Below are 14,330 nucleotides of genomic sequence, written 5' to 3' on the forward strand. Positions count from 1 at the left end.
GCGGAACAGAATCTCGCATCCCCGGGTTGTTCGGGCGTCTTAACCGAGGAGACCCAATCGATGGCTGACGACCGTTTTCCCAACGATCCGTACCGCCCGAACCTCGCCGACGATGAGTATCTTCGCGCGGCGCGCCGGGATGCCGACCTTCAGGCCGATCCCGAGCTTGGCGAAGGCCCCGCCTCCAGCGGCAAGGTTGCCTTGTTCGCCGTTGCGATCGCGCTTGTGCTGGGCGCCGTGTTCTACGGCCTGAACAATACCAGCACGACCAATCAGGCCAGCAACGCGCCGACCTCGCAGACGGCACAGACGCAGCCCGCCACTCCGGCCGCGCCTCCCGGCATGCGCGACGTGACGCCGCGCACCAACACCGCACCGGGCGTGACCACGGGCGCGGCGCCGAGCAAGCCGGCCCCGGATGCGCAGACGCCGTCTGACGGCGCGAAGCAATAGTAACTCGATAGCTGTCGTCGCCCGGCTTGACCGGGCGACCCAGTATTCCAGAGGCCGCGCGGATTGAAGCGATCGGCCGCGGCGTACCGGATGCCTCGGTCAAGCCGGGGCATGACATCGAGAAATGAAAGAGCGGCGGGACGCATGTCTCGCCGCTCTTCGTTTCTCCAGATTTTCGTTTGGTGTCAGCTGAACATCTTGTTGAGCTCGCCGCCGGGATAGCCGCTGCCGAGCTCGGTAAACGTCCCCTTCTCCGCCATCTCCTTCGCCGCGCGCATGAAGCCGCCCCAGGCGACGCGGGCCAGCGAGCCGCCGACGCTGATCCGGCGCACGCCGAGATCCTCGGCCTCCTTCAGCGACAGGCCGGACGCGCCAATCAAGAGATTGAACGGCTTTGGTGCGACAGCCTTCACCACGGCGCTGATGTCCTCGCGAGTCTTCAGGCCCGGCGCATAAAGGCAGTCGGCGCCGGCGTCGGCATAGGCGGTCAGCCTGTCGATGACGAGCTTGAGATCGGTCACGCCCCACAAATAGGCTTCGCAGCGGCCGACCAGCAACGTGCCGCTGTCACCGATCGCCTTGCGCGAGGCCTTGATGCGCTCGACCGCGAGCGTGTGGTCGTAGAGCGGCTTGGCCTTGTCGCCGGTGGAGTCTTCGATCGACAGACCGGCGACGCCGGTGCGCACGCAGCGCTCGACATTGTCCGCCACCTTGTCCGGCTCGACCGCAAAGCCGCCCTCGAAATCGGCGTTGAGGGGAATGTCGACGGCCGAGCTCAATGCTGCCAGATGCTGACAGACGTCCTCGACCGTGACGTGGTTGTCGGCCTTGCCGATGGTCCAGGCAAAGCCCGCGCTCGACGAGGCGATCGCCTTGAAACCGAGATGCTGCAACGCCTTGGCGCTGCCGACGTCGACCGGATTGGGCAGGATGAAGCAGCCGCTCTCGTGCATCTTCTTGAAGGTCGCGCGCTTGTCAGCAGTTGTCACATGCATGTTTCTCTCCCTATTTGCCGCGAAGACATAAGCGCGCATTCACGGCAGCGCCAGAGCGCGCCGGACAGCGCTAGTGGGCGTCGTGCACCGCGCGGCTGTCCTTCGGCGCCTGCTCGCGATCGTTCATGCTGTAGTCCCTGATCACGCTGGCGATGCGCAGATGATAATCGGCGAAGATTTTTGCGCGGCCCTTGGCCTGGGTGCGGCGATGCTCCATCGTGTTGCGCCAGGCGGCGACGGCCGCCTCGTCCCGCCAGAACGACACCGACAGGATCTTGCCCTTCTCGGTCAGGCTCTCGAAACGCTCGACCGAGATGAAGCCGTCGATGGTTTGCAGCAGCGGCTTCAGATCGGCAGCGAGGTCGAAATAATCCTGGCGGTATTCCGGCTTGGGCCAGACCTCGAAGATTACAGCGATCATGGGCGTCTCCTCGTCATTGGTGGCCTACAATACCACTCATAGGACCACCTGGCGCAGGAAGGTGCGTTCTTCGGCGAGGATGAATTTGTGTTCCTCGGCGAAATGAAAGTTGGCCATGCCTTCGGCATCCTGCCGCAGCCGGGCGCGATAGGTCTCATAGGCGGCCAGGCTCTCGAACGTGATCAGCCCAAAGGCGATGTTGTTGGTGCCCTCATGCGGCATGAAATAGCCGATCAGATCGCCACCGCATTTCGGGATGATGGTGAGCCAGCGCTTCGAATAGTCCTCGAACTGCGCGCGCTTGAAGGGGTCGAGCTGGTAGCGGATGAAGACGGTGACGGACATGGTGGGCTCCTTGTTTTCTCCGTCATTGCGAGCCGCGAAGCCGTAGGGTGGGCAGAGCGAAGCGTGCCCACGTCCTTTGTCCGCAACGACGATTGGTGGGCACGTCGCTGCGCTCCTTTGCCCACCCTACGTCTTCGCTCCCCGCACTGACGAACTGGGCACACGCTACGCGCTTGCCCGACTGTAATGCTTCGGCTACCATCGAAGCATGAAATCAGGACCCGACATCGCCATGGTCGCTGCGCTGGTCGGCGACCCCGCCCGCGCCAACATGCTCACCGCGCTGATGAACGGCCGCGCGCTGACCGCGAGCGAGCTGGCGCAGGAGGCCGGCATCACGCCGCAGACGGCGAGCTCGCACCTGGCCAAGCTCGAGGCCGGCGGCCTGATCGAGCCGGAGAAGCAGGGCCGCCACCGCTATTATCGCCTCACCGACGACGACGTCGCCGGCGTGCTCGAAGGTCTCGCCGGACTTGCGGCGCGGACCGGCCATATGCGGGTGCGCACCGGGCCAAAGGATCCGGCGCTGCGGCGCGCGCGGATCTGTTACGACCATCTCGCCGGCGATCTCGGCGTGCAGATGCTCGATTCCTTGCGCGAGCGGAATCTGGTCCGGCAGAAGAAGCAGGAAATCGAGCTGACCGCCGAGGGCGAGCGCTTTCTCGCAAAGCATCTGCAGATCTCGCCCGACATGCTGGCTCATCCGCGCCGTCCGGTGTGCAAGGCCTGCCTCGACTGGAGCGAGCGGCGGCATCACCTCGCCGGCACGCTGGGGGCCGCCATGATGCAGCGCTTCGCCGAGCTGAAATGGGCGGCGCGCGACGCCACGCCCGGCAGCCGCGTCGTGAATTTCACCCGTACCGGCGAGAAGCAGTTTGCCGCGCTGTTCGGCAACGGGAAGGACTGATCACGCGGGGCGCGTGGGTTCGCACGTTTGCGTGTGAATGCGAGCTCTCGTCGTGGCCGGGCTTGACCCGGCCATTCACGCGTTTATGGCCACGTCATTCCGGGGCGGCTCGCAGAGCCGAACTTGGAATCTCGAGGTTCCGGGTTCGATGCTTCGCATCGCCCCGGAACGACATGGCCAACCACGAGACCCCCATGATCCGCATCCTCTCCGCCGCACTCGCGGTCGCCCTCCTCGCTTTCCCCTTCACGCCTACGCGCGCCGCCGACAGCCCGCCCCGTGAGCCCTATGGCATCGCGCTCGAAGGCTTTGCCTATCCCTATCCCGTGCACCTCCTGCCGGTCGTCAACGACGGCGAGCAGCTCAGCATGGCCTACATGGACGTGTCTCCCGCGCAGCCGAACGGCCGCACCGTCGTCCTGCTGCACGGGCGCAATTTCCCGTCGAGCTATTGGGCACCCGTGATCAAGATGCTGAGCGAGGCCGGCTTTCGCGTCGTGGTGCCGGACCAGATCGGATTCGGCAAATCCTCCAAGCCGCAGGGCGAACTGCATTTCGACAATCTGGCGCGCAACACCATTGCGCTGCTCGATCACCTCAAGATCGACAAGGCCGAGATCGTCGCCCACTCGCTCGGCGGCATGCTCGGCGCGCGCATCGCCCGCGCCTATCCCGACCGCGTCGCCCATCTGGTGCTGACCGCGCCGATCGGGCTGGAGGATTACCGCCTCTACGTACCCCCGACGCCGACCGAGAAGATGATCGAGACCGAGGACAAGCTCACGGCGGAAGGCTATTGCAAGCAGCTCCAGACCAATTACGCGATCAAGCTGCCGGCCGAGGCAATCACGCCGTTCATCGATGCCCGCTTCAACATCAAGGGCAGCCCCGACTATCCGCGCTGGCTGCGCGCCTTCGTCAGTTCCGGCCAGATGATCTACCGAGAGCCGGTGGCGCACGAGATTCCGCTCATCGCGCTGCCCACGCTGTTCATCATGGGGGCCGACGACCACAACGCGCCGGGCCGGCCACTCGCGCCCGAGGCGCTGCGGGCCAAGATGGGGCAGAACGCCGAACTGGCGAAGGCGCTGGCGACGAAGATGCCGAATGCGCGGGCAGAAGTGATCCCGAACACCGGCCATCTCGTCTTCCTGGAGGCGCCCGATAAGTACAAGGAGCTGGTGCTTGGTTTTCTCGGCCGCTAGCGACACTTGTGTGTCGTCTGAGGCAGGATGCGCGGAACGTTCATGCCGCATTCAGGTCATGATTGGCAGGTTTGGATTGCGACGTGTCGGCACGCCCCAGATTTAACGTGTCGAATCGTGTCTCTTGATTCATTGTGCGCCAAAAGCGCCATTCCCCTAGCCTGCCTCCAAAGACGAGAAGGAAGACCCAATGAAATACCTGTTTGCCGCCGCCATGCTGGCCAGCGCGGTCGTCGGTTTCGGCGAGGCGGCCAGCGCCGCCGAGGGTTGCGGCCGAGGGTTCTATCGCGGTCCCTATGGCCATTGCCGCCCGATGCGCGGCGCGGTCGTGGTGCGCCCCGCGCCCGTGGTGGTCGCCCCGCCGGTCGTCGTCGTGCCCCGCGCGCGCGTATGCCCCTATGGCTTCCGCTGGTACGCCGGCCGCTGCCGCCCGTTCTGATCTTTCTTCATCTCAACATGGCCGCGCGGCGAAAGCCTGCGCGGCCTTTTTTCGTTTCAGGGTGCCGCCGGCGATTCGCCGCGAAACTGGAGCACCTCAAAATCGAAACGGGGACCGCCGGCTGCGATCCCCGTCCCATTTGCGCTGTGCCGCGGGCTTACCAATAATGGCGACGGTGCCAGCGCCGGTAGTGCCGGCGCCAATGACGGCGACGCCAGCCCCAGTGGCGGTGATGGCCATGCCAGTGCACCTGCTCGGGCGTCAGCTTCTCGGCTTCCTCGCTGGTGGTGACGGCAGGGTGAGCGTCGGGACTGCCCTCCGGCGTGCGGGCGGGATCAGAGACAGGAAGCGGTGACAACGGCGCGGCCTGCGCGGTCGCAGCGAAGACGGCGGCGCCCGCCGTCACCCCCAAGGCAAGTTTCAAAAAGTTCCGGCGCTCCATGACATGTCCTCTAGGCTATCGAGCAAGTGATGCAGAGGAAGTGTCGCGGCCACGACATGAACCAAGGCTGAATCGTGCGTTCAGACTCGCTGCGAAGCGACGGTTCGAAGTGCTCTACGTCGAAAACTCCTGCGCCAGCACCATCGTCTCGCGCGAGCGCTTCACGTCGGGCCAGTCGCGGTTGAAATCGGCGACCAGCTTTTGCAGCGCGTCACCTTTCAGCATCGCCGCGAGCTTGGCCTCGTCATCGAATTGATACATCGCCTGGTGCAGCGAGGGATCATCGAGGCTCCAGAACCGCGACGCCCTGCTGACACCGAATGCCTTCACCGCATCGGGCAGATGTTCCGTCTCGTACCACCTGTCGAAGGCGGCGCGCTTTTCGGCGTCGGGGACAATGGCGCGGACGACGAAGAAGGCGGCAGGCATCGGATTTCCTCCTGTTGTTTGAACCGAGACTAACCGCTTGCGCCGCCGGCGACAAAAAGAGTTGGCACCGGTGTCGGAATGGGCGCCCCTCGCCCGTCCTTTGCTTCGAACCAGGACATGGAGACAGCAAATGGCCGACCTTACCCTGACCACTTTCGATTGGGTTCCCGAAGGGCCGCGTGGCCTCGTGCGCGACCTCCGCGTGCGCTGGGCCCTCGAAGAGGCCGCTCTGCCCTATCGCGTCGCCAGCGTGCCGTTCGACGATCGCGGGCCCGCGCACTTCGCGCACCAGCCGTTCGGCCAGGTGCCGTGGCTGACCGACGGCGACCTCTCGATCTTCGAGACCGGCGCGATCCTGCTGCATCTTGGCGAACGCAGCGAGAAGCTGATGCCCACAGGTCTGCGCGGTCGGGCCGAGACGACGAAATGGGTGTTCGCGGCGCTCAATTCGGTGGAGATGGCGAGCCTGCCCTGGGCAATCTCGAAATTCATGGGACATCCGACCGACACGGCGGCGTGGAAGTTCGTGGACGACTTCCTCAAGCTTCGGCTTAAGCATCTCGAACCGGTATTGGCTAGCCGCGAATGGCTGGCCGGCTCCTTCTCCGTCGCCGACCTCCTGATGTCGGACGTGCTGCGCGTCGTCGATCAATTCGGCGGACTGACGGACAGTCCTGCCTGCCGCGCCTACGTCGCGCGCGCCACCGGCCGTCCGGCGTTCATCAAGGCGCACGCCGACCAGTTGGCGCATTTCGCTGCGGCGGATAAGGCGCGCGGAACGTGATGCGCCTCACACAATCGATCCAGCGCCCGGCCTATAGTCGCCAGCGCCGGACGGAAGCAATTGAAAGGTGACACATGGTCCGCATCGAATATCTCAAGCGACAGATCGCCCGCGCCGAGCGACTGGCCAAGGCCATCCTCGACCGGCAGACCGCCGAGCGGCTGCAAGCCTTCGCCGCCGAATGCCGCACGGAATTGTCGGAGCTGACGCTCAAGAGCGCCGCGTGAGGCGTGCTGGCGCGCGTCACACCAGCTTCAGCGGCGCATCGGCAACGACGCGCAGGTCGATACTGCCGATCAACGTCGCACGCCGCGCCTCCGCAGCGCTGATGGCCTCGTCCGTCTGCCGCAGTGTGCTCACGTTCGAGCCGAGCGAGACGATCCCGCCGAGCACCAGGGCGATCGAACCGAGCGCGGCAGTCTGACCGAATCCAAACACGCCGAGGATCGTCACCAGCAGCAACGCGGCCCCGCCACCGATCGCGATCTTGGACGCCAGGATGTACTTCCGGCAGCGCTCGGCGATCTCGGCGAGTCGCTCGATGCGATCTTCGATGTCGGAGATTTCGTCGGTCGGATCGTCTTCAGTCATCGGATTTGCGAGCGAACGGATCGGGGCACAAACGAACTTCGTTGATAGAGCACGCCACCGCCTAGGACACCGGCACGACGCATGCGGGGATAGGCCCAGGCGACATAGCGGGCTCGCGCGAAGAATCACCAGGGCTGGCCGGCACTTCAGAATCCTTTCCAACGCCGGGTAAGACCCTGACGCGAACAGCCACCCGGTCCCGCCTTCGATCGGCGATCGCTTCGTAGCGCAGACTATCCGGCCCGCTGTAACCCGCTCGAGCCGAGTAGAAAATGCTTATGCCGCGGACCCAGCGCCCGACACAAGATCGATCCCCTCCAGAGTCGCCCGCCACCTCGAAATCTTCAATACGATAACAGACGCTCCCGTGTTCCGGTGTCTTCACGAGCAAAAGCCGGGGAAGCTCGATCGGCGCGCACGTATTGTCCGCGTCGGCGTAGCCTTCGATAACGGTCTCTTCCGACGTCCGGGCGGTGACGGTCATCTCGCTCTCTTGCGCGAAGCACGAGATGTTCATCGCGAGGACTCCGGACAACACGCCCAATAGCAGGTCGCACGATCCGATGGCGCGACGCCATGTTCTCGAGCGACGCCGCCGAATTGCCATGACGTTTCCCGCCCCCTCACAACGGCAAATTGTCGTGCTTCTTCGCCGGCGCTTCCACCTTCTTGTCCTTCAGCATCGCCAGCGCGCGCGCGATGCGCTTGCGGGTCGAGTGCGGCATGATGACGTCGTCGATGTAGCCGCGCTCGGCGGCGATGAAGGGCGACAGGAAGCGGTCTTCGTATTCCTTGGTGCGGGCGGCGATCTTGTCGGGGTCGCCGATGTCGGAGCGGAAGATGATCTCGACCGCGCCCTTGGCGCCCATCACGGCGATCTGCGCGGTCGGCCAGGCGTAGTTCATGTCGGCGCCGATCTCCTTGGAGGCCATGACGTCAAAGGCGCCGCCATAGGCCTTGCGGGTGATGACGGTGACGAGTGGCACGGTGCACTGCGAATAGGCGAACAGCAGCTTGGCGCCGTGCTTGATCAGGCCGCCATATTCCTGCGCGGTGCCGGGCAGGAAGCCCGGCACGTCGACGAAGGTGACGATCGGGATGTTGAAGGCGTCGCAGAAGCGGACGAAGCGCGCGGCTTTCCGCGATGCGTCGCTATCGAGCACGCCGGCCAGCACCATCGGCTGGTTGGCGACGAAGCCGACGGTGCGCCCCGCGATGCGGCCGAACCCGGTGACGATGTTCTTGGCGAAGGCTTCCGCGATCTCGAAGAAGTCGCCCTCGTCCACGACCTTCAGGATCAGCTCCTTCATGTCGTAGGGCTTGTTCGGATTGTCGGGGATCAGCGTGTCGAGCGACATGTCGACCCGGCCAATGTCGTCGAAGCTCGGCCATTCCGGCACGCCGTCGGTGTTGTTGGACGGCAGGAAGTCGATCAGGCGGCGCATCTGCAGCAGCGTCTCGACGTCGTTCTCGAAGGCGCCGTCGGCGATCGAGGAGCGCGTGGCGTGCACCGAGGCGCCGCCGAGCTCTTCCGCGGTGACGACCTCGTTGGTGACGGTCTTCACCACGTCCGGGCCGGTGACGAACATGTAGCTGGTGTTCTTCACCATGAAGATGAAGTCGGTCATTGCAGGCGAATAGACGTCGCCGCCGGCGCAGGGGCCCATGATGACGGAGATCTGCGGGATCACGCCCGAGGCCAGCACGTTGCGGCGGAACACGTAGGAATAGCCGGCGAGCGCGGCGACGCCTTCCTGGATGCGGGCGCCGCCCGCGTCATAGAGGCCGATGATGGGCGCCCTCGCCTTCATCGCCATGTCCTGGAGCTTGGTGATCTTCAGCGCGTGGGTCTCGGACAGCGAGCCGCCGAACACGGTAAAGTCCTTGGCGAAGACGAATGTCTTGCGGCCGTTGACTGTGCCCCAGCCGGTGACGACGCCGTCGCCGGGCACCTTGGTCTTCTCCATGCCGAACTCGGTGGAGCGGTGCTCGACGAACATGTCGAACTCCTCGAACGATCCCTTGTCGAGCAGCAGCTCGATACGTTCGCGCGCCGTCAGCTTGCCGCGGGCGTGCTGCGCCTCGATGCGCTTCTCCCCGCCGCCGAGCTTGGCGCCGGCGCGACGATCTTCAAGGGCGTCCAGGATGTGTTTCATTTGCTCCCGCCAGTTCTTAGCCTAAATGCGATTGCCGGGGGTTCTAACACGGCATTTTGCAAGCCGGAAAGCGCCTTTCCACGTCGCAGGGCTGCCCTGAGGCAGCGGGAAAGCGCAAGGAATTCCAAAGTTTTGTCGGGGAGCCGATGGCGGACGCGGGAATGGCTGGACGAGCCAGCTTTGGGCGTCGCCCGTCCCGGCCGGGGCGGCTCGCAGACGAGCGCCTGATCCCCGCCATTGCCCGCAATTGGTGTCCCCGCCCGGTTGACCCGGCCTGTCGATTCAGGCTTGCTTCGCGCTTGCGATCAGGCGCCGAAAGTTGCGTGAGCCCAGTCGGTACGGCGGCGGTCACCACGCCTTGGCCCAGGCACCACACATGTCCGCGACCGTCGTCCCCCTGCCGCCGAGCTCCTCGTCAGAAACCGTCGGCTTCCTGCGGCGCATGGCCAGCATGGTGTCGGGGCGGAATGGCGAGATGCTGCTGCGCGCCGCGAGCCTGATCGAGTCGCTGGCACAACGGGCGATGTCGGCCGAGCGGCTGTATCACGAGCAGCAGATCGAGAGCACGCGCAACGCCGAGCTGCGCGATGCCGCCGAGCTCGCCTCCGACGCCATGGCCGGCCAGATCGAGGTGCTGCGGGCGCGGCTCGCCGAGGTCACCGCGGCGGCCGCAGCCGAGCGCGCCGCCTTCGATGCCGAGCGTGGCAGGCTGATCGGCTTGATGCAGGATGCCGAGAGCCATATCGTCAAGCTCGCGACCGAGCTGGACACCTTGCGCGCCTCCGTCGACGATTTCAACGAGACCGCCGTCTCCGTGCCGATCGAGCTGCTGCGGCTGGCGCGGACACAGTTCGATTATCTCTCCAGCGGCTTTGCCTGCAAGGGTGACGTGATCTCGCAGGCGATGAGCGAGATCGGCGGCTTTGCGATCGACCAGGCGCTGACGGCGAAGAAGACGGATACCGCCTGAGGCGGTGCCAAATGAAGTCGTCATGCCCGGGCTTGTCCCGGGCATCCACGTTCTTTGGCGTCGGCGATGAAGTTCGTGGATGGCCGGGACAAGCCCGGCCATGACGCTGCGTGAACTTCCCTGCGACAAAATTGACAGCGCGTAGGCCGATTGGTCTACTCCCTCAAAGTCATAAGGGAGGATCTGATGCCGATGGCATTTCGCGCCGCCATGGCGCTCATTGCGCTCTGCGTTTCCACTGTGCTCGCCCATGCGCAATCCCTGCCCAAGGAAGTGGCCACCCGCACCGAGATCTACCCGATTCCCTCTCTCACGCTCTCCGACCAGCAATTCCTCAGCGGCGATGCCGCCGCAGGCAAGACGGTGACGGTGGCAGGCGAATTCCGCGTTGCGCAAGGCACCGGCAAACTCCCCGTCGTGGTGCTGATGCACGGCTCCAGCGGCGTCGGCGCCACCACCGAGGCCTGGGTGCACGCCTTCAACGCCATGGGCATCTCGACCTTCGTGATCGACGGTTTCACCGGTCGCGGCCTGACAATGGTGGGACCGAACCAGGCCCTGCTCGGCCGGCTCAATCTGATCATCGACATCTACCGCTCGCTGGAAATCCTGGCAAAGCACCCGCGCGTCGATCCGGACCGTATCGTGTTGATGGGCTTTTCGCGCGGCGGACAGGCAACGCTCTATGCAAGCGTCGATCGCTTCAACAAGCTCTGGAACAAGTCCGGCATCGCGTTCGCCGCCTACGTCCCGTTCTATCCGGACTGCTCGACGACGTATCGCAGCGACGACGAGGTCGTCGCACGCCCGATCCGCATCTTCCACGGCTCGCCCGACGACTACAACCCCGTGAGGAGCTGCAAGGCGTTTGTCGAACGGCTCAAGGCCGCAGGCCGCGATGTCGTGCTGACCGAATATCCCGACAGCGCGCACGGGTTCGACAGCGGCCTGCTCGGCGTCAGCACCGTTGCGGTGTCGGCCAATTCGCAGACGGTCCGCAACTGCAAGATCAAGGAAGGTGACGGCGGCGTGCTGATGAACGGCGATACCAATGCGCCCTTCACCTACAAGGACGCCTGCGTCGAGCTGAACCCGCATGTCGGCGGCAATCCGAAGACCGCCGCCGAGGCGCGCAAGGCAGTGGAGGAGTTCTTGCAGGTGTTGTTCAAGCTGGGGTGAGACCCTACTCCGCGATGCCGTAGGGTGGGCAAAGCGCCAGCGTGCCCACGAATCGTAGCCTGCGGCATAATGATCGTGGGCACGGCGCTGCGCGCCTTTGCCCACCCTACGGCATCTGCGCCGGCGCGCCGCATACTCCGTCATTGCGAGCGCAGCGCAATGACGTGGAGAAAGGCGCCGGCGCGGCAGCGCTAGATCGCGCCGATGTCGGCAAGGCAGGCTTGCGTCAGCGACATGCGCTCGCCGACGAGGCGCGGCTCCTTGCAGTCCATGTTGAGCGCAAACACCGTGTGCGCCTCGCCCTTCTCGGCCCAGCCGACCATCCAACCGAGCGACGGCTCGCCGCGCTCTGCACCGAGCAGGCCCGACTTGGCGCGGATGACGCTGTCGCCCACCTTGGCCACCGGCAGGATGTCGGCGACCAGATCCTGGCTGCGCTTTGAGACCGGTAGCGCGCGGCGGCGCAGCCGGTCGACGAAATCGATCTGCTCGACCGGATCGATGCGCAAGGCCCCCGTGAGCCAGAACTGGTCGATGCCGCCGCCGATGTCGCGGTTGCCATAGTCGAACTCGTCGAGATATTTCTGCATGCGCTCCTGGCCGATGCGGCGCGCGATCTCCTGATAGACCGGCACCGCGCTCACGGCGATCGCACTGCGCAGCGTGTGATCCTTGTTCCAGGCCTCGATGGGACGTTTCACGCCGTCCCACGGGAAGACGTCCTTGTCGGGGTCGGCGACCACGCCGGTCTCGAGCGCGATCAGCGAGTTCGGGATCTTGAACGTCGAGGCCGGCAGCCTGCCCTCGCCCGACCGATCCTTGTCGCTGGCGACGACCAGATAGTCCTCCACCTTGTAGCCGACGAAAGTCCCCGATGTGCCGAGGTCGGTGAAGCGCTTTGCGAGACTGTCACGGATCTCGTTGCGCGGCGGGGCGACGTGAGCGAGCGCGCGCCGCGGCAGGACGGCAGATGCGGCGAGAAGGCCTAGAGTGGAGCGGCGGGTCAGCAAGCGGGCCATCCTGAATTGAGAAACACGTCGGCACCATGGAGGCGTCACGTGGTGAAACGATGACGGGCTATCGTCCCCGGCCCGACAGCCGCAGCACGAACACCAGGACCTCGGCGACGGCCTTGTAGAGGTCGGGCGGGATCTCCTCGCCGAGCTCGACCTTGGACAGCGCACCGGCCAAGACCTCGTTTTCCTCGATCGGGATGTCATGGGCCTTGGCGATCTCGACGATCTTTTCGCCGATCGTACCCTTGCCCTTGGCGACGACGACCGGCGCGCCAGAGCCCTTCTCGTAATGCAGCGCGATCGCGAGCTTGGACGGGTCGCTCATGTGGCGCGATCCAGGAAGTGGCCGGCGCGGGCCGGCGCCGGTTGCGGTGGCGTGCCGTCGCGAACCAGGATGTCGCCGGGCTTGAGCTCGGCCCGCATCAAGGCCTGGCTGAGCTCACCGATGCCGGCGCGGAGCTGCTGCGCCGTTGCCGGCCGCTCCGCCCACATCCGCACGAAGGTCTTGTCGCCGCTCAGCGTGATCAGCGCGTGGACGGGGCCCGCCGGCTCGACATTGAGCGTGAAGCGCGCGCGCCAGGCCTGCTTGGCGGGATCGGCGGATTCGCCGGCGCCATCGCGCGAGATCTCGAACTGCGCCATCGCGGTGCCTTGCGGCGTTGCAAAGGGAATCTCGAAATTCCACTGCGGCACACTTGGATCAACGCGGTGACCGCTGGCGTCGGTGCGATCGGGAAGCGATGCGACCTGGAGCAGGGTCTGCCGCGCGATCGCGGCATCGGTCTCGTCGAGCAGGCGATGCACGGTCGCAGAGAGCGGCGTATCCGGCGCGAGCGATGGCGAAGCGATGGATTGCGCCGATGGCAGCGCGCCACGGAACGGCGGCGGTGTCGCGCGCGCCGCCGCCTCGAAGATCTGACCGTCGGGCACCGCTTTGTTGGAGCCGGGAACATTGCCGGTCAGGCGCGGCAGGTTTTGCGTGACCTCCTGCAACAGGCTTGCGGCAAGGCCCGCGGACATGCGCGGCATCGCCATTTGCGGCGCGTCGGCCGCCAGGTCGCCCAGCATCGCCGCTGCGAGATTGGCGTTGCGCAGCGTTTGCGGCTGTTGGGCCATTTCGGGTGCGATCGACGGCGATACGGCGTGTGCGACCTCACCTGCCGGCTGAGCCGGCGCGGCGGCGACCTGCGGTGTCGCCGCGGTGCTGGCCGGGATGGTGGCGCCCTGGCTCTGCGGCGCGGCCGTCCCGATCGTGGCCAAGGTCTGGCGCAACACCAGCAACGCCGCTTTCAAATCCGGAACGGCCCCGGACGACGTCGTGCCCGCAGCCAGCGAAGCCTCGAGGAACAGCCCAGACTTCTGGAAGGCGGATTCGATGTCGCCGCCGTCGAGCGCGGGGTCGAGCGGCGTCTGCTGTGCCAGCACGTCCAGCACCGCCTGCTTCAAGCCCGCCGGCAAATCGCTGCCGGTGACGACGGCCGCAAGATTGGCGAACAGCGGCGCCTGGCTGCCCTGCTTTGCCGCAGCCTCGGCCGAGGCCGCGGTGACGGCGACCTGCTCCAAGGGCGTGAGCGTATTGCGCGGCGCGGTCGCGGACGGCGCGAGCGGCGGGCTTTCCACCAGCGAGGCAGCGCGAGGCGTCAGCGTAACCTGATCGGGAGTTGCCTCGCCTGCGCCGCTCATCACCGCAAGGCGGATGGTGCCGTCGCTCTGCGACACCGCGAGCTGCAGATTCTGCCCCGGTGTCAGCGCCACTTCCGACATCACGTCCATCGAGAGGTTGGCGATCGCGATCCGCACCAGATTGTCGGCCATCACGCTGATAACGCGTGCGTCCACAACGCTGCCGGCCTGAAGCACGAGGTCAGGCGTCGTCGCGTCAGCCACGGGGCTGGCGGCACTGACGCGAACGATGGACGTGACCGGCGTCGGCATCTCAGGGGGCCCAAGGGAGCGCAGAAGGGAGCACGGGAGGGAGCACGAGCCACCCTAACGCCT

The 14,330-nt window shown here is 65.6% G+C and carries 19 protein-coding genes; 8 read left to right on the top strand and 11 right to left on the bottom strand.

Features of this window, described 5'->3' with window-relative positions; genetic code table 11:
- Positions 1 to 60: 60 nt before the first annotated feature.
- A complete protein-coding gene (locus tag E4K64_RS25645) occupies positions 61 to 453 on the top strand; it encodes a hypothetical protein (protein ID WP_135165990.1) in 393 nt (130 codons plus the stop codon).
- Positions 454 to 638: 185 nt separating this feature from the next.
- On the opposite strand, the gene E4K64_RS25650 is transcribed toward E4K64_RS25645, so the two are convergent.
- The 3 genes from E4K64_RS25650 to E4K64_RS25660 form a co-directional block, all read right to left on the bottom strand.
- Positions 639 to 1,448 (bottom strand): isocitrate lyase/PEP mutase family protein, encoded by an 810-nt coding sequence (locus tag E4K64_RS25650; RefSeq protein ID WP_135165991.1) that lies wholly within the window; start codon positions 1,446 to 1,448, stop codon positions 639 to 641.
- A 70-nt stretch (positions 1,449 to 1,518) separates the two neighbouring features.
- On the bottom strand, positions 1,519 to 1,869 hold the full coding sequence (locus tag E4K64_RS25655; protein WP_135165992.1) for an antibiotic biosynthesis monooxygenase family protein: 351 nt from the start codon (positions 1,867 to 1,869) through the stop codon (positions 1,519 to 1,521).
- Positions 1,870 to 1,905: 36 nt separating this feature from the next.
- Positions 1,906 to 2,214, bottom strand: a complete 309-nt coding sequence (locus E4K64_RS25660) for an NIPSNAP family protein (protein WP_135165993.1) — start codon at positions 2,212 to 2,214, stop codon at positions 1,906 to 1,908.
- Positions 2,215 to 2,422: 208 nt separating this feature from the next.
- Here E4K64_RS25660 and E4K64_RS25665 point away from each other — a divergent pair, with 208 nt between their 5' ends.
- The 3 genes from E4K64_RS25665 (at position 2,423) to E4K64_RS25675 (ending at position 4,765) form a co-directional block, all read left to right on the top strand.
- A complete protein-coding gene (locus E4K64_RS25665; RefSeq protein ID WP_135165994.1) occupies positions 2,423 to 3,121 on the top strand; it encodes an ArsR family transcriptional regulator in 699 nt (232 codons plus the stop codon).
- Positions 3,122 to 3,315: 194 nt separating this feature from the next.
- A complete protein-coding gene (locus E4K64_RS25670; RefSeq protein ID WP_167772256.1) occupies positions 3,316 to 4,326 on the top strand; it encodes an alpha/beta fold hydrolase in 1,011 nt (336 codons plus the stop codon).
- Positions 4,327 to 4,516: 190 nt separating this feature from the next.
- Positions 4,517 to 4,765, top strand: coding sequence for a GCG_CRPN prefix-to-repeats domain-containing protein (locus E4K64_RS25675; RefSeq protein ID WP_126258131.1), 249 nt, complete (start codon positions 4,517 to 4,519; stop codon positions 4,763 to 4,765).
- A 157-nt stretch (positions 4,766 to 4,922) separates the two neighbouring features.
- Here E4K64_RS25675 and E4K64_RS25680 read toward each other — a convergent pair whose 3' ends face one another.
- Complete coding sequence (locus E4K64_RS25680) at positions 4,923 to 5,207, bottom strand: twin-arginine translocation signal domain-containing protein (RefSeq protein ID WP_135165995.1); 285 nt, start codon at positions 5,205 to 5,207, stop codon at positions 4,923 to 4,925.
- A gap of 114 nt (positions 5,208 to 5,321) precedes the next feature.
- Positions 5,322 to 5,636 carry a hypothetical protein gene (locus E4K64_RS25685; protein ID WP_135165996.1) on the bottom strand — a complete coding sequence of 105 codons (315 nt, stop codon included), beginning with the start codon at positions 5,634 to 5,636 and terminating at the stop codon, positions 5,322 to 5,324.
- A 130-nt stretch (positions 5,637 to 5,766) separates the two neighbouring features.
- On the opposite strand from E4K64_RS25685, the gene E4K64_RS25690 reads away from it, so the two are divergent.
- A complete protein-coding gene (locus tag E4K64_RS25690) occupies positions 5,767 to 6,420 on the top strand; it encodes a glutathione S-transferase family protein (protein WP_135165997.1) in 654 nt (217 codons plus the stop codon).
- Positions 6,421 to 6,494: 74 nt separating this feature from the next.
- Positions 6,495 to 6,647 carry a hypothetical protein gene (locus tag E4K64_RS40560; RefSeq protein ID WP_167772257.1) on the top strand — a complete coding sequence of 51 codons (153 nt, stop codon included), beginning with the start codon at positions 6,495 to 6,497 and terminating at the stop codon, positions 6,645 to 6,647.
- A 16-nt stretch (positions 6,648 to 6,663) separates the two neighbouring features.
- On the opposite strand, the gene E4K64_RS25695 is transcribed toward E4K64_RS40560, so the two are convergent.
- The 3 genes from E4K64_RS25695 to E4K64_RS25705 form a co-directional block, all read right to left on the bottom strand.
- A complete protein-coding gene (locus tag E4K64_RS25695; protein ID WP_135165998.1) occupies positions 6,664 to 7,011 on the bottom strand; it encodes a hypothetical protein in 348 nt (115 codons plus the stop codon).
- 61 nt (positions 7,012 to 7,072) lie between these two features.
- Positions 7,073 to 7,528, bottom strand: coding sequence for a hypothetical protein (locus E4K64_RS25700; protein WP_135165999.1), 456 nt, complete (start codon positions 7,526 to 7,528; stop codon positions 7,073 to 7,075).
- Between the two features lie 106 nt (positions 7,529 to 7,634).
- Complete coding sequence (locus E4K64_RS25705; protein WP_028136994.1) at positions 7,635 to 9,167, bottom strand: acyl-CoA carboxylase subunit beta; 1,533 nt, start codon at positions 9,165 to 9,167, stop codon at positions 7,635 to 7,637.
- Between the two features lie 376 nt (positions 9,168 to 9,543).
- Here E4K64_RS25705 and E4K64_RS25710 point away from each other — a divergent pair, with 376 nt between their 5' ends.
- Both E4K64_RS25710 and E4K64_RS25715 read left to right on the top strand, forming a co-directional pair.
- Positions 9,544 to 10,137, top strand: coding sequence for a hypothetical protein (locus tag E4K64_RS25710; protein ID WP_135166000.1), 594 nt, complete (start codon positions 9,544 to 9,546; stop codon positions 10,135 to 10,137).
- A 186-nt stretch (positions 10,138 to 10,323) separates the two neighbouring features.
- Positions 10,324 to 11,316, top strand: coding sequence for a dienelactone hydrolase family protein (locus E4K64_RS25715; protein ID WP_135166001.1), 993 nt, complete (start codon positions 10,324 to 10,326; stop codon positions 11,314 to 11,316).
- Positions 11,317 to 11,507: 191 nt separating this feature from the next.
- Here E4K64_RS25715 and blaOXA read toward each other — a convergent pair whose 3' ends face one another.
- The 3 genes from blaOXA to fliK form a co-directional block, all read right to left on the bottom strand.
- Positions 11,508 to 12,326 carry a class D beta-lactamase gene (gene blaOXA / locus E4K64_RS25720; protein ID WP_135166002.1) on the bottom strand — a complete coding sequence of 273 codons (819 nt, stop codon included), beginning with the start codon at positions 12,324 to 12,326 and terminating at the stop codon, positions 11,508 to 11,510.
- A gap of 67 nt (positions 12,327 to 12,393) precedes the next feature.
- Positions 12,394 to 12,657, bottom strand: coding sequence for an EscU/YscU/HrcU family type III secretion system export apparatus switch protein (locus E4K64_RS25725; RefSeq protein WP_063195078.1), 264 nt, complete (start codon positions 12,655 to 12,657; stop codon positions 12,394 to 12,396).
- Positions 12,654 to 14,267 carry a flagellar hook-length control protein FliK gene (gene fliK, locus E4K64_RS25730; protein WP_167772258.1) on the bottom strand — a complete coding sequence of 538 codons (1,614 nt, stop codon included), beginning with the start codon at positions 14,265 to 14,267 and terminating at the stop codon, positions 12,654 to 12,656. Before fliK ends, E4K64_RS25725 begins: the two co-directional genes overlap by 4 nt.
- Between the last annotated feature and the right edge of the window lie 63 nt (positions 14,268 to 14,330).

Source organism: Bradyrhizobium frederickii, from assembly GCF_004570865.1.
Taxonomy (GTDB): domain Bacteria; phylum Pseudomonadota; class Alphaproteobacteria; order Rhizobiales; family Xanthobacteraceae; genus Bradyrhizobium; species Bradyrhizobium frederickii.

Coding starts and splice junctions, on each gene's coding strand:
- E4K64_RS25685 (WP_135165996.1), bottom strand. CDS start 5,636: ATGCCTGCCGCCTTCTTCGTCGTCCGCGCCATTGTCCCCGACGCCGAA.
- E4K64_RS25715 (WP_135166001.1), top strand. CDS start 10,324: ATGCCGATGGCATTTCGCGCCGCCATGGCGCTCATTGCGCTCTGCGTT.
- E4K64_RS25705 (WP_028136994.1), bottom strand. CDS start 9,167: ATGAAACACATCCTGGACGCCCTTGAAGATCGTCGCGCCGGCGCCAAG.
- E4K64_RS25660 (WP_135165993.1), bottom strand. CDS start 2,214: ATGTCCGTCACCGTCTTCATCCGCTACCAGCTCGACCCCTTCAAGCGC.
- E4K64_RS25675 (WP_126258131.1), top strand. CDS start 4,517: ATGAAATACCTGTTTGCCGCCGCCATGCTGGCCAGCGCGGTCGTCGGT.
- E4K64_RS25700 (WP_135165999.1), bottom strand. CDS start 7,528: ATGAACATCTCGTGCTTCGCGCAAGAGAGCGAGATGACCGTCACCGCC.
- fliK (WP_167772258.1), bottom strand. CDS start 14,267: ATGCCGACGCCGGTCACGTCCATCGTTCGCGTCAGTGCCGCCAGCCCC.
- E4K64_RS25680 (WP_135165995.1), bottom strand. CDS start 5,207: ATGGAGCGCCGGAACTTTTTGAAACTTGCCTTGGGGGTGACGGCGGGC.
- E4K64_RS25695 (WP_135165998.1), bottom strand. CDS start 7,011: ATGACTGAAGACGATCCGACCGACGAAATCTCCGACATCGAAGATCGC.
- E4K64_RS25645 (WP_135165990.1), top strand. CDS start 61: ATGGCTGACGACCGTTTTCCCAACGATCCGTACCGCCCGAACCTCGCC.
- E4K64_RS40560 (WP_167772257.1), top strand. CDS start 6,495: ATGGTCCGCATCGAATATCTCAAGCGACAGATCGCCCGCGCCGAGCGA.
- E4K64_RS25670 (WP_167772256.1), top strand. CDS start 3,316: ATGATCCGCATCCTCTCCGCCGCACTCGCGGTCGCCCTCCTCGCTTTC.
- E4K64_RS25650 (WP_135165991.1), bottom strand. CDS start 1,448: ATGCATGTGACAACTGCTGACAAGCGCGCGACCTTCAAGAAGATGCAC.
- E4K64_RS25710 (WP_135166000.1), top strand. CDS start 9,544: ATGTCCGCGACCGTCGTCCCCCTGCCGCCGAGCTCCTCGTCAGAAACC.
- E4K64_RS25655 (WP_135165992.1), bottom strand. CDS start 1,869: ATGATCGCTGTAATCTTCGAGGTCTGGCCCAAGCCGGAATACCGCCAG.
- E4K64_RS25725 (WP_063195078.1), bottom strand. CDS start 12,657: ATGAGCGACCCGTCCAAGCTCGCGATCGCGCTGCATTACGAGAAGGGC.
- E4K64_RS25690 (WP_135165997.1), top strand. CDS start 5,767: ATGGCCGACCTTACCCTGACCACTTTCGATTGGGTTCCCGAAGGGCCG.
- E4K64_RS25665 (WP_135165994.1), top strand. CDS start 2,423: ATGAAATCAGGACCCGACATCGCCATGGTCGCTGCGCTGGTCGGCGAC.